The organism is Peribacillus sp. NPDC058075 (assembly GCF_042885195.1).
Taxonomy (GTDB): domain Bacteria; phylum Bacillota; class Bacilli; order Bacillales; family DSM-1321; genus Peribacillus.
The window spans coordinates 128377-142387 of sequence record NZ_JBHVSL010000004.1 but is presented as its reverse complement, the minus strand read 5'-3'; the positions used below and the strand labels follow the sequence as shown (position 1 = coordinate 142387).

General features: G+C 35.1%; 9 protein-coding genes. 1 reads left to right on the top strand and 8 read right to left on the bottom strand.

The features are described 5' to 3' along the window. Positions 1-32 precede the first annotated feature (32 nt). Positions 33-1226 (top strand): AI-2E family transporter, encoded by a 1194-nt coding sequence (locus ACFVS1_RS23110; RefSeq protein WP_144551304.1) that lies wholly within the window; start codon positions 33-35, stop codon positions 1224-1226. Between the two features lie 1407 nt (positions 1227-2633). Here the strand turns inward: ACFVS1_RS23110 and ACFVS1_RS23100 are convergent. The 8 genes from ACFVS1_RS23100 to ACFVS1_RS23065 all read right to left on the bottom strand — a co-directional run bounded on the left by ACFVS1_RS23100 (position 2634) and on the right by ACFVS1_RS23065 (position 14010). After that, positions 2634-3107 carry a hypothetical protein gene (locus tag ACFVS1_RS23100; protein ID WP_387550941.1) on the bottom strand — a complete coding sequence of 158 codons (474 nt, stop codon included), beginning with the start codon at positions 3105-3107 and terminating at the stop codon, positions 2634-2636. A 530-nt stretch (positions 3108-3637) separates the two neighbouring features. After that, positions 3638-4360 (bottom strand): 7-carboxy-7-deazaguanine synthase QueE, encoded by a 723-nt coding sequence (queE, locus tag ACFVS1_RS23095; RefSeq protein ID WP_387550938.1) that lies wholly within the window; start codon positions 4358-4360, stop codon positions 3638-3640. Then, positions 4353-4835 carry a 6-carboxytetrahydropterin synthase QueD gene (queD, locus tag ACFVS1_RS23090; RefSeq protein ID WP_098936039.1) on the bottom strand — a complete coding sequence of 161 codons (483 nt, stop codon included), beginning with the start codon at positions 4833-4835 and terminating at the stop codon, positions 4353-4355. Before queD ends, queE begins: the two co-directional genes overlap by 8 nt. A gap of 3 nt (positions 4836-4838) precedes the next feature. Further along, the gene (gene queC, locus ACFVS1_RS23085) at positions 4839-5498 is read right to left on the bottom strand and encodes a 7-cyano-7-deazaguanine synthase QueC (protein WP_387551094.1); all 660 of its coding nucleotides are present in this window, start codon (positions 5496-5498) and stop codon (positions 4839-4841) included. Positions 5499-6051: 553 nt separating this feature from the next. Beyond that, complete coding sequence (gene dpdD / locus ACFVS1_RS23080) at positions 6052-8331, bottom strand: protein DpdD (RefSeq protein ID WP_387550934.1); 2280 nt, start codon at positions 8329-8331, stop codon at positions 6052-6054. Then, on the bottom strand, positions 8324-8827 hold the full coding sequence (dpdK, locus tag ACFVS1_RS23075) for a phospholipase D-like domain-containing protein DpdK (RefSeq protein ID WP_387550931.1): 504 nt from the start codon (positions 8825-8827) through the stop codon (positions 8324-8326). The genes dpdD and dpdK overlap by 8 nt, the downstream gene beginning before the upstream one ends. Beyond that, positions 8820-13343: a protein DpdJ gene (gene dpdJ, locus ACFVS1_RS23070; protein WP_387550928.1), complete on the bottom strand. Its 4524-nt coding sequence runs from the start codon at positions 13341-13343 to the stop codon at positions 8820-8822. Before dpdJ ends, dpdK begins: the two co-directional genes overlap by 8 nt. 10 nt (positions 13344-13353) lie before the next feature. After that, positions 13354-14010, bottom strand: coding sequence for a hypothetical protein (locus tag ACFVS1_RS23065; RefSeq protein ID WP_387550925.1), 657 nt, complete (start codon positions 14008-14010; stop codon positions 13354-13356). Between the last annotated feature and the right edge of the window lies 1 nt (position 14011).

The following is a 14011-nucleotide window of genomic DNA, read 5'->3' as shown; positions in this document are numbered from 1 at the left end:
TAGTAAATAATAGAATTAGGAGTTGGATATTTTTGGAAAACGAAAATCCCAGGGATACTTTTTTCAAAAAGAAGATATTAAATAGCAAATTCATTGTCTATACCATAATCGTCTTTTTACTTAGCATCACAACCTTTGCTTTATCTAAAATCACTTTTATTCTGGTGCCGTTCGCAATCTTTGCAAAAACGATCTTTTTACCGGTCTTATTAGCTGGCGTCTGCTTTTATTTGTTTAATCCATTGATTAATTATTTGGAAAAGAAGGGGAATAAGAGGATTCTATCTATTCTGTTACTATACTTAGTCATAATAGGTTTGTTGGTGATCGTCATTTTATCTGTTATCCCCCCTTTAAAAGATCAAGTACAAAGTCTAGTAAGTAACATTCCAAAAATCAGTCATGATATTCAAGATATGGTTCAGAATGTTTCTCAAAATAAGTATGTTAATCAGGGAGCCCAAGCGACTAATACTGACATAGATAAGGTTTCTAAAAGCTTTTCCGGTCATCTTAACGAGTATGTTTCCGGCTTTTCACAGGGCGTTCTTACTTTTATTGGTACACTCACTGAAGTGATCCTAGCGTTTGCTGTCTTGCCTTTTATCCTTTTTTATTTATTAAAGGATGGTAAAGATTTACCGAAATACATCGTAAGGCTTTTACCCAATCAAACACGTCCCGAAGCAAAAGAAATCTTTGGGGACATGAATCATGCATTAAGTTCATACATTCGAGGTCAACTTTTTGTTGCTACTTGTATCGGTGTCCTGTTTTTTATTGGCTATTTAATTATTGGGATTGACTATGCGTTATTGCTCGCAATTATAGCTATGTTGACAAACGTAGTTCCTTATTTAGGCCCGATTATTGCTATTTTACCGGCTATTATCATTGCTTTTGTCATGTCACCATTCATGGTTCTAAAACTGGCTATTGTTTGGATTATCGTCCAATTACTTGAAGGTAAGTTAATATCACCTCAAATCATGGGTAAAAGTTTGAACATTCATCCCATTACTGTCATTTTTGTAATTTTGACTGCAGGAAATCTATTCGGAATTATAGGTATTATTCTAGCAGTTCCGGGTTATGCCATACTGAAAGTGATCGTCACACACCTTTATCAATTTATCCGTTTACGCTCAAGTATGTATACAGATACAAAGAAAATTAAGAAAGAAGAACCTATTCCTTACAATATCAAGCCTAGAGAAGAAAAGTAGGAGTGAAAATACAGATCATATGTATGTTTTAGCAAGCAAGTGTTAACTCTCTTTGAAAGTAGATAATTAAATAATTCTTATTATGAAAATTATAAAGAAGACAGTGGTGACATTTTACGTCATATTCATTTTTCCGAAGACGTACATGGTACATGATAGATAATCAACTATCATGTACCATGCAATTTTGAATGAAACAATATAACTGAAGTTGAAGTTGAAAAGATGAAAGAAAATTTAGGAGTGAGCTACATTGGATATGAAAAAAACAGCTCTTCTATTGATCGCTCTACAAAAAGAAAATGGTAAATCAAATGTTGTTGGTATGAATGACATTGTTCAAATGCCATGACTCTTGTTCATACATGACGTCAACAATGGATACCTGTTATTTACACTCGACATATAAGCAGGGGAGAAGCTATTGGCCTAGCAAACAATGAACCGTTGAATAAACAAGTGGAACCTATCTATTATCACTCAGATATGCATTCTATCTAAATTATAGATGAGATAAAACCTCACAAAAATGACATCATTATTGATTAATACCGATACGCGGCTTCTATGAATCAAGCCTCGATTTAATGCTCAAAAGTCTGGATATTAAACATTTGATAATTGGAGGAGTCTTCACGGCTTGTTGTGTATTAGCTACAGATTGCCCTTTTTCTTAGTTTACATAAGATAAATTATAGGAAGTTAATAGTTCAAAAAAAATCTGTATCAAAATGACAAGTAATCTTGTTTTATTGAGACGGATTAAAAAAATATTACTTTTTCTTGAATCATTTTCTTTTATTGTAATCTATATTTGAGGAAACTCCATTTACAGTTTTTCCAGGACTCCGTAGACAGCAAAAACCTCTAGGTATATTTTAGAGGCTTTTTTATTAGTATTGCCACTAGTATTCTTATATTTTGAGACAAAAAAGAAATTATACACTAATTGATATCCTTCTTAATGTACATCTTCTGTTGATGGTGTATCTGCTTTATCTATAGTGATATCTATTGCATCCACGCATATTTAGGTGTAGCATTCAAGTTTTTAAGTGTATTGTTGGATGCAGCAAGCCTCTTTAACCTTTGCGCCATATTCAGCTGTTTTGATGGTCAACTGATCCTTATGGCCTGATGATTAGCTGTTTCAGTATTCAATGTTGTTTCCAAATCTGCGAAAGCTTTGGGTTCAAATTTTTGGGTGGCTGAATGTTTAGAGGACAACCAAACGTTTTTAATGCCCAACAGTGACTAATGAATTTTAGCCCTATTCCTAGCCTATACATTCCCTTTTAAACGTCCTCAGAATCCCCAGAATCCCCAGAATCCCTGTACAGCGTTTTGAAATCCCTAACCATATACACAAATTAAATATAAAAAGCACGCTTGACAGGTGCCTTAATATTACTTGTTTCCATAATTTTTAATTAACCACTTTAGGTCTGCTTTTGGAATATCTCCATCCCCATTTTGGTCAATTGCGTCCTCTCCATCTTCTATTGCCTGTGGTAAATAAGTAATTGCTTCTTCATAGTAATCTACATGTAATCTTCTAATAATCTTATGAAACTTTAAAGTGTCTAAGGTATGTTCAGCTTGAATAGCAAGCAATTCAGAAAGTCCTTCTGAACCAGTATACTCATATAAATGTCCATCAGCTAAATAATCATCAGCGTGTTTAGGTCTGCAATTTTTTATATCTCTACGATGAACAATTCTAAAATTGTCGGCAGAAAATTCTCTACCGTCCTCATGGAAAAATGTATACCATTCTAACATGCCATCTCTCTCAGATTCAATAATTTCACCACAGTAGTCACAGTACCACTGTTTTTTCAATTTTAGTTTTAAGTCAAGTTCTTTAGTTCCTCCACTCATTAAATCACTCCCTTTTACGTACTCAATTCGACAAAAGGAACAATTCCCCTTCACAAAACACCAACTTTTATTCAAAAGTTTACTTGTCTTTTTGTGGTATAAGTTTGTGAGTGTTATAACATCTTATAATAAATGTTATGTAACTAAAAAGAAAAGTTAGCGGATTATCCTCTTAATGGAATAATTGCATTAAGTGAATTATGAATTTTTAGTTTGCATTTTCCGTCTCCCCTATTCATCATCGAGTGAGCATCAATAAAATATTGGTCATTAGTTGCGAAGTGGCAAGAAAAAAGCACTCGTTGCTGTATCGCACCGAATGCTTCGAATCTTTTACACCATTCTTCACAACATTTAAAGACATGCAAATTAGTTAGTATAACCAAAACTAATAGATTTATACAAAGTTACCTTCCAACAGGTATCTCTGCTTTCGTATTTGCTTTTTTAGGTTATTTTTCTGATTTCTCTCTGACCCAGACTATAAGAGGGAGCCAAGGTTTTTTATTTTCTAGAAAAAAAGGGTGTATTTATACCTCCCTTTTATTTCCCCAAACTAAGGTATGCAATTGAGGAAGAACCTTTACATCATTCATTTCGGAGTCTTCTAAGACTTTGTTAATCAACCATTCGTATTTTTGAAGAAGGTCTGTTACTAATTTCATATTATCTGTAGTTGTACTGTCCTCATTACCTACCTGCAAAAAAAACGGTACGTCTGGATATTTTTGATGAATCCCACGGGCATATTCAAAATCCACTTCATCAAAGACAACGATTTTAATACTAAAGCTTTTTATTGAACTGCTTAGACGAGATATAATCAGGTCTAATACATTGAAATTTGTTACCATATTTGAACTTGGTGGCTTTGGAGAAAGTGTCAATTCGTCAATATCGTAAAACCAGTCCTGCCATATACTTCCTTGAGTTTCCAAGCCGATTTTTATATTATTTTCTTTTAGTAAATTAATCAATAGATTAAGATTTTTCAGGAGCGCTGGATTACCGCCTGAAATAGTAACGAAAGAAAAGCGATTACCACCAATCGCTTTCAATTCATTCCATATCTCTTCTGCCTGCATTTGTTTTACTAGATGCTTTCCACTACCATCCCATGTAAAAGATGAGTCACACCAGGAACAGGAGAAATCACAACCGGCAGTCCGAACGAACATCGTTTTTTGCCCAGTGACCATCCCTTCTCCTTGAATGGTCGGTCCGAAAATTTCCATTACTGGAACTTTACTCAATTTCCATCCACTCCCGTCTTGCTTCTGCATAACTAGTAGGGGTTTCAAAGAGTCGAACAAATTCAACTCTTGCCCCTAAATATTGTTGCTGTCGATTATCTTTATTCAATGCATCCTTCATTTTTTCATAAATCCAGACGACCATGTTTTCTGCAGTTGTATTCATCGGTGGTAGTGTTTCATTCAAATATCTATGATCAAGGAAGATTTCGATTTCATTTTTCCAAATATCCTTTATATCCCCAAAATCTATCATTAAGCCGCGATCGTCTAAAAATCCACTTATACCAAAAATCACTTTATACGTATGTCCATGTAAATTCATGCATTTTCCATCATAAGCGTGTAAATGATGGGCGGCATCAAACGTAAATTCCTTGCTCACCATTACTCGCTTTTTGTGATATTTTAACTGTTCGCGACGAATATCTTCATCGATTTTTTGAAGCTTATCGACAATTCGAAACCCGTACATGAATTATCGCTCCTTTCGAATTTTTAAGTAATCCTCAAGACCTTTTTGACGCAGTATACAAGCAGGACACTCACCGCATCCATCCGCAATAATTCCGTTATAGCACGTTAACGTTTTTTCCCGAATAAATTCAAAAGCACCGAGATTATCGGCTAATTCCCAAGTCTCTGCTTTATTAATCCACATTAGTGGAGTATGAATGACAAATTGATAATCCATAGAAAGATTTAGAGTTACATTTAATGACTTTATAAAAACATCTCGGCAGTCCGGATACCCACTAAAATCAGTCTCACATACACCTGTAACCAAATGCTTAGCGCCAACCTGATGCGCTAATATTCCAGCAAAAGTTAGGAATAAAAGATTGCGGCCTGGAACAAAAGTCGACGGTAGTTCACCTTCTGCACCTTCTGTGACTTCAATGTCGAGTCGTGTTAATGCATTAGGTGCCAGTTGGTTTAATAACGACATATCTAAAATATGGTGCTTGACATCAAGTTCATTCGCTATTTTTTTGGCACATTCTATTTCTAAACTGTGCCTTTGATTATAATTAAAGGTTACAACCTCTACTTCTTTAAAAGTTTTTAAAGCCCAAAATAAACAAGTTGTGCTATCCTGCCCACCACTAAACACAACAATTGCTTTCTCATCTTTCAACATTAAAGGAAAACTCCTTTCAAAATAGAAGAAACAGCACTCAAAGAGAAGTACTGCTTCATCTTAGTTTTTTTTAAGAGGGGTGCTAGAACCTCTGACTTATATTATTGATTTACTCCTATAATAACACAAATTTCGACAAAAGTGTTTACGAACCCTAAAATGGAACTTTATGCAAAGGGAGTTGCTCAAGTTCCGATTTTGTTAGCTAATAGCGAGGTGTACTGTAACCTTTAGATTCGTGTTCTATCGTTATTTGCTCAACTGCCCGAAGAACTGGACATTCAAGTAAGGGATATATAGAAATTGTGGCTTTAGTCGAAAAGGAATCTTCCTACTCTTAGTCTCTTGTACTAATTCTTTCACAGAACATAACGATATCCTTCTCCACTAAAGAACCAATCAATTCGTAACCAATCTCTGATTTCCATATTCGTTAAATGCCTTATATAAGTGTAGATGTCATTGATTCCATATCTTTTTTAAATTCCCCAAAAGTACAAAAAGATATACAAGTTCTTCTGTGTATAGATTTGTCTACCCTTTTTGTTTATTAGTACGTATAATTCTCCAGAGCCTCTACAATACTTGTCTCACCGGAACTACGTGAATATAAGATCTTACCTCGTATATGTGGTCCAATCCCATATGTTAATGCATGTGACATACATGTTGTGACAAGGATAATTATGTCAGAATTTCTAGCGAATGTTTTTGCTTCATTTGTTAATTTATCATCCGTACAAACTCTCAAGTTTAATGATGAATTGCGGTCCATAATTCTCTTAGCAGCTCGTACCGCTGGTTTTTCTCTCAAAGAAAAAATCGAAATGGTCAATTGAGGAAGGGATGTAATACTATCCTCTTCTGGTTCGTATACTAATTTTTCTAATAGTCTTTCTATTAATTGTGGGTCAAATGCTATTTGCTGCCCTACTTTTACCCAAGATTCAATTTGTGTTATATGTTTTTGATTAAATTGATTAAGTAATACGGTCGTCCAATGAACCCATAAATCGTGTAAATGTTCCTTAACTAACCCATATTCAATAAACATTTCTAAAGAGTCTAATAAATAATTAGATAATTTTAAAGTTGGCTGAAAGTTAAACCAATTGTAAACTCGCTTCCAATAATCATTAATTCTTGTTAAGTCCATACTAAGTAACCCATCTAATAAACGAAGGAATACTTTAGTATTTGCTTCATTTTTTTTACAATAAATTAACATCGTTTCGGTAACGTACTCGTAAATCTCAAAAGCTCTAGGATTCGGAAAATGACGATCTTGTAATAATTCATTGATGAACATCGATAAGGCTGTCTCTATTAAGATTTTTTGATCAGAAGATAAGTCGGTTAGTGCAATTTCTGTTATTTGCTCTGTTAATTGCTTTAACATAGGTAAGGACCATTGGATCGTACCTTCCTGTTCGTCCATCTTATATAATTCTAAATCTAGACGATTGCTATCTTCCCCTTGTATTAGAGCTTTAAACCAGTCATTCCAAGTGTAGATTTCTATCTCCTCATCATCGTCAACAGGAAGAGTGATACCTTTATTTTCATTCCACCTTAAAACGAATTTGATTTGAGCTTTTGACATGGGATCATTCAATAATTGTGATTGTTCATCATGTGATAGGCTGGCAAATGAATCATAAGCTAGTGTACAAGTTTCTTCACTCTCATTCATCACTGCAATTCCTGATAAAAGATTCACTTTAGTTATACTCAAAGGGCTGTCAATTAAAAGGATGAGAGCATCCTCGTACTGTTGTTGCTGATAACAAAGTAAGGCTTGCTCTTCTTTCGTCCTTACTGGATCAGGTGATTCAGCCTCCTTAATACTAAGGGAACTTAAAAGGTAGTCAATTAATGCCTTTGTCGTTTTATCATTTGTTTTTTCACTGTATCGTAGTAATTTTTCCTCATTGCCTTTAAAGCCAGCTTCATATGCGAAAATGCGCAGCGTTTCTTCTTCATCTAAGCCTAATTGACTGCGGATTAACGTACCTAAACGATACCTGTATTTCTTATAGGTTTCGTATGAAACAAGAAAATTGGTTTCAAGGTCTGTTTGGATTAACACGCTTTGGTAAAATGCATTTAATAATGTATAACGAACCTTTTTAGGAATATTATCTAACCCCGTAATCAGTTCATAATCTTCGGATTCCCAAATATTCTCCCAATTCAATTGAGCACTTAACAACTGCAATTGTAGGAACATTAGGTTTTCATCACTAATATAATGACCCTGTTTCAATTCTAATAATACGGTCTTAGATGTCTTCCAGTCCTGAATGGCAATCGCATTTTGAAATTTATTTCTTAATGTAAAAGCCGTTACTTCCAACTCTTCATAAGATATTTTTGGTCGTCTTGAGTCGAGTTTATTCCATATCGACAACTGTTTCCAGATGATGGATTCTTTTTCAAGGTCTGTTTTAAAAGATAAATATCCACTCGGATATAATCGCTTCCCTAATTTTCCAAGTTTTGATTTTTCTTCATTAAACTGTTGAACTTGCAAAGGGATGCTAAATATATAGAAAGGCGTTAGAAATTGCTTAATTTCTCCATGAGCAATTGATAGTTCCCTTAAATTAGGTGCTAATATCAACCAGTGAATCGAACTTTTTTGTTTATAAGGAACGATTGTCACTTTGTTTTCTTCCATCCGTGTGATAAATGGATACAAATTTTGATTGGTACAAATAAATGTATTATCATTCAGACTAATCTCATAAGGATTAGTCTGATCAACCGCAAACAAGTGATTTAAAAATTCTTTTTTAAGTTTATCTCTTAATATAACCCCATTAACCATCTGCTTCCTCCCATCTAGCACGAGCAGACATTAGGGCCTGGTTGACTTCTGCTGTTAAAAAGCTAACTCTTACGTTTTCTCCATTAATGTTGATCCCACTATACGTAAAATTCATCGAACCATGGATGTAAAAGTTACTAGTAACTAGCCCTTTTTCATGATTGTTTTTCAACTCCCGAATTTCTACATCTGAGCCAAGTAACTTAAGAAAGTCCTTTGTTTCTTTTCGTTCTGGGTTACATATAATCCGTATTTTGGCTTTTTTCCATGCTAATGTTTTGATTATATCTGAAAGATAAATAAAGTTTCCTTCTACAATTGGAAGTAAGTCACTATACTGCTTTAAGCGATTATCCATAATGGGTGTATTACTTAAAAAGGGTGAAATCAAATAAATTTCTTGACTAGGTTCTATAATCTCTAATGACAATAACGTAGATAAGCAGTCTTTTAATGATTGAGTCCCACCGTGAGATCTAATTGTTCGACTAAGCATGAGATACCTCCCTAATCTTGATCTCAAATACCCATTTCGTACCGATATTATGAACACTCGCCAAGTACGGATAATATTGCTCAAAATGAATATCGACTGGTGTATTCATAATTTTAAACAGACCTTTTCGACAGTTGATCATCTCCTCAAATGAAGCGACGACTCGAATCAATTTATAATCTTGTAACCCCTCAACGACTGCCTCTTGCCAATGTGGTTGAGTACAATCAATGGTAAGATAATTGGGAGTGATTAACAGTTTGACTAACATTCGAGACGGTTTTCTAAACGACTGAAAAGGACTATAAATTTGTAAGCATTCCGGACATGAATCTTCACAATTATTCCATAACAAAGATTCGACTAATAAGAAAATTTGTTTTTCATCAATTTCACCGTTCGGTACTAAATTGGTCAAAATATTTTCCATTCGCTCATACAAATTTTCTAAGCGAAGCGAAGCAACGGTAAAAATACGTGCATCAATTTTACAACCGAGACGCTGTTCTTCTTTTTTCCATAACTCGTGTAAATCGCGTATTAATTCGTCTGTTTTTTCATTACTATTGCTATGCAACAATTTCGTGAGTAACGTCACGACCAGCTCTTTTTTAGGTGTCACCCCGATAGCACTTAACTTTTTCTGTAATGTTTCTAATTGCTCTTTTTGTTCTTCAATTTTACTCGTCTTGCGCATTTGTGCAAAAAATTGACCAAGTTCTTCATCGTCTAACTTCTGAATGATTGAATTTAAACCAGAAGCGATATCATGCCTTGGACAATAATCTAACGAATGAGAACATAATTCATCAAATCTACTCGGATACGTTTGAATCGCAGAACTGATACTTGTAATGACTCCTGTTCCACCAGCATCGAGTTCAGAAATAACGATTTGATTATCAATAATATCAATAATTAAGTTATCCGTATTGATGTCCGGTAACAGATTTTCAAAACTTTTGAACAGCATCGCTGCGATTGTAGATTTTAAACGTTCTTGTAACCACCTTTGATAATCGCCATATTGAAATAAATCTTCGGATAAAACTGATAAATGTTCTAAACACGGAGCTATGATTTCTTCATTATCGATATGTGCTAGTAAACGTTTATACAATTTCGCTTCTTGATAATCGACATCTTCATCCTCTATATCCATTTGTACGGCAGTTGATTGGAAGATCACATCTAACGCCCGAATCGAAATTTCTTTTCGGTTTTTTCGATAAATTTCAACTGCTTCTTCAATCGTGATTTGTTTGCTTACCGCTGTAGCAATTGTGGATGAGAAGCAAATTTGCCATAACCATTCAATTTCAAACGTAGATAAGGTGCTAGAAAGTCTTTCATCCGTTTGTAGTTGAAATAAATAATAATCCGGCTTACTTTCAATTATAAATTTCTGATAATCCGGGTGCTGTTGAAAGTTGAGCAATGAAATATCTTTCAAACGAAAAATAAGCGCATCAACTTCCAATTGAAATCCGATTGATGCTTGTTTTCCTTCATAGGTAAAATAACGCTTTGATTGCTCTTCTATGCCGTTAATTAACTTTTTATGAACGGATACCTCATAACCGTAGCGTGTCAGTTTCACATAACGATTTTCATTTGCGATATACACATCTATCGCTTCAAGAAAATCATGTAGTGGCGACTGTGGTAAGAGATTAATCTGATGATTGCCGTCGGTTACATTCCCTTCATTTTCATAATCAACTGTTATGCCCCAACTTAGAAAGCCGGTCGATTTATCGGTTAATTGATAAGGAATTTGTGTCAACTTATAATACTCTGGGATGATGACTTCCAATGATTTTCCTTCATGCATAACTGTGCCGATATGTTTCCCATTAACAGGGCCCATCACTAAATCAATTACCGGTTCTTCACCTGGATCAATCCAAAGCGCTTCCCTAGTTCTGTTCAAATTGACAAAACGTTTTGAAACATTACCTGGTGCAAATTCGATAATCCCTTGTTGTAATATATGTTCATGCTTTTTTTCATTCGGACCGACTAACGTAATTTCATTAATCGTTAACGAGGAAAATAAATTTTGTGGCACGAACCCAGCTAGCGGTACGTTTTCAAACGTCAATTCTTTCGCAGGTGTAAAAGCTAGTTTTCTTCCCCAATTCGTTCTTAACTGATTGTATAATGTCGGTAATAAATGAAGCATAACCGATCGCGGTGGTGTCCATAAAATTCGGTCTAATTGGACATCCTCTAGTTGCAAAGCTTTTCCTAAATAACTCTTAAATTCATCGTCTTCGCCTTCTAAAATCGAAAGAATTAGATCCGCTAAGTATGTTCGTTCCTCGGTATAACCCAATTTTCCTGGTTTTAAGACATCCCACATCGTAAGATTTTCATAATTTTGTTGTTTTAATTTATAACCAAACCAATCCATAATTGCGTAACCGATCTGGATGCGCTGAACGTACACGTTTCTTGTTGGTAGCGTTAAATTCGTTAAATTCGGACTAAAAAGTTGTTCAGGATACTCATAAACGAAGCGGTCTCGACCGTAAGCAGACGTAATAACAACGGTCCAAGGTCTCATACCTCTTTGTCTTCCTGCACGCCCTTTTCGTTGAATAAAAGAAGCAACGCTGTGCGGCGCCTTATGTTGAATAACAGCTCCTACTTGCGGGTCATTATATCCTACTTCCAACGTACTTGTAGCAATGACGAGTTTGGCATCGACATTTACCCCTTTTTGTTGGGAAGATGTAATATCGACTCGAAGTGGATTGACTAAACTCGAAGAATCAATTTGAGATGCTGCATTCCAAATTTGTCCTAATTTATTTTGAATTTTTTTTATCGACGGATTGCTATTTATATAGTCATCGACTTCTTTCGGATCACGTAAGTGACTGAGCACTTTTTTTAGTTCTGCATCCAATTCAATATGATACCAGCGGTTAATGATATCTAATTTATCAGTAAATCCGAATACTTTTGAACCCCAAGCTTCGTGAGAAACCGAAGTATGGATTGGATCTAACATTCTCGCTAAAAGCATCGCGGTTTGGACAGAAGTAGAAAGTAAAGCAGTTGAAGAAAAAGGATCTCCTCGGAGGACGAGATTATATTCAACGCCTTCTTCGATCATATCTTCATCTTTTGGCGTAATATAAGAACAAGCATTTTCACTAACCCCGACTAATTGGGAAAAGAAAGATTGCGGATTCGGTAGGGTCGCCGATAATCCAACAAAATGAATGGGGCCGTTCGTATATGTTTCTACTAAATGGCGCCAACGTTTGATCACGTAAGAAACATGGGCCCCGTGAACGCCGTGATAAATATGTACTTCATCTAATAAAACATAAATCGGTGGTTTTTTGGCATCGATTCCGAATACGTGTTGATCGTATACACTCCCCAATTTTCGATTTAGCATTTCCGTCGTCGTAAAGAGAATATCAGGAGGCGTATCTTCCATCCGTCTTCTCGTCAATAAAATATTGTCCGATTCGATCGTTTTTGAACAACTTGAACATGTGAGTCGTTCATGTTTTCCATTGTTATGGCGTATTTCTAATTGGACATCTTCAAACGTCCAAACCATATCTCCTCCACATTTGCCTGATAAACAAGTTACGGTTGGACAAATATAGCCTTTCTCATTTTTCTCCCATTGAATATATGGAGATTTTTCAAGAGAATCAGCGGAATACGGAATGTCTCCGTAATAACACCCAATCTTTAACGGACGCGTAGATTGTTTTTCCATTACTTTATTTAATTTTTCAATTTCACTTAACGCTTCACGAAATTGATCTTTTAATAATTCTGTTCGCGGATATATACCGAGCATTCTCGTCCAACTTCTTGGATCGCTAGTAACGGTTTCACAAATTTTTGTTAATGCTGGAGTATAAAACGCTTTCGTTTTCCCTGAACCGGTTCCAGCTCCGATTATCGTTCCGGAATCATATGGAAAATCTCTCAAAAGTTGTAGAAGTGAATCAACTTGGAAAGATGACAATTCAATCTTGCCCTTTTCTAATAAATATTCAATAATCTCAGACCGAGTATCCGTTAATATTCGCCCTTCTTTTAATGTTTGAACTATCTCATCTAAGGAGCGATTTCGAATCGGATATTTACGATACGGTAATTCGGTCTTAATATTACTTACTAAATTTGGTGCATACGACCAGTCTTTCATTTTAAACCGTTGTTTCAATAAATACAGTAAGCGAATCGTTTCGGCAAAACGGCTGCGATATCGAAGGCGTGAACCGTCTTTTTCTACTGCAAATAATAATTTACGCTCTTTTAAATTTAAAACGATTTGATCTGCTAGGTCCGCAAAATTTTTGATAAATGTATCCGCTAACTCCGTAATTAAAGGAGTCGGCGGATTTTCGAGTACTTCGATTATTTTTTCTTGCGCTAGGATGGAGGCTCCGAAAAAGCCCCAACTTAGCATTTTCTGTTCTTCTTTTTCAATTTGCGTTAATATTTCTTCAGAAAGATAATCTAATACTGGTCTCATGATACTCCCCTCACTTAAAACGAATCACTAAATTACGATCTAACTGATTGGTTTTCAACCAATCAATCACTTCAGGATTTAAATCGTTAATGGTCGCTTCATTACAGCTAACCTTATTTAAGAACCCTTGAACGGCTGGGCTAGCTTGTAACTTCGTTAATGTCAGTTTGGCATTCTCACATAGCTGTTTAAAATAATCAATATTTTGCTTTCTAACCGGCCATTTATTTGATAATCCGTTTAAGGATTGAATGATCAAATCGATTTCAGGGTTTGCCCCCATAATTTTACTTACGCTCTTTAATGTATTAATCGCTTCATTGCTTTGTGCCTTGGCAAACGAAAACCACTGTTCTCCAAGATTAGTCAGGTACGTGTCAAAATTTCGAAAGGTAGTGACAACTCGTCCTTTTTTTGGTTCCTTTTCAAATGTTTCCTCAAGTTGTTTCATTTTAGAAATAATCACTAAATAATTCGGATGTTGAAACGTGGTGGGGAATGTTTCTTGTAAATCCTGTTGAACATCCAAATAAACGGTGCACTTTTGAATCTCTTGTAATAATGATTCATAGAATTCTTTGAATTGTTGATGCTGATCAACTTTTTCTTGAAGATCATGGACTTCTTCAACAATCGCTTTCATGTTTTTTATTTTCTCTAAAAGCATA

Bases quoted from the DNA above. Each gene is read 5' to 3' on its own strand.
- queD (WP_098936039.1), bottom strand. From the start codon at position 4,835: ATGTACGGGTTTCGAATTGTCGATAAGCTTCAAAAAATCGATGAAGAT.
- ACFVS1_RS23100 (WP_387550941.1), bottom strand. From the start codon at position 3,107: ATGAGTGGAGGAACTAAAGAACTTGACTTAAAACTAAAATTGAAAAAA.
- dpdK (WP_387550931.1), bottom strand. From the start codon at position 8,827: ATGCTTAGTCGAACAATTAGATCTCACGGTGGGACTCAATCATTAAAA.
- dpdD (WP_387550934.1), bottom strand. From the start codon at position 8,331: ATGGTTAATGGGGTTATATTAAGAGATAAACTTAAAAAAGAATTTTTA.
- ACFVS1_RS23065 (WP_387550925.1), bottom strand. From the start codon at position 14,010: ATGCTTTTAGAGAAAATAAAAAACATGAAAGCGATTGTTGAAGAAGTC.
- dpdJ (WP_387550928.1), bottom strand. From the start codon at position 13,343: ATGAGACCAGTATTAGATTATCTTTCTGAAGAAATATTAACGCAAATT.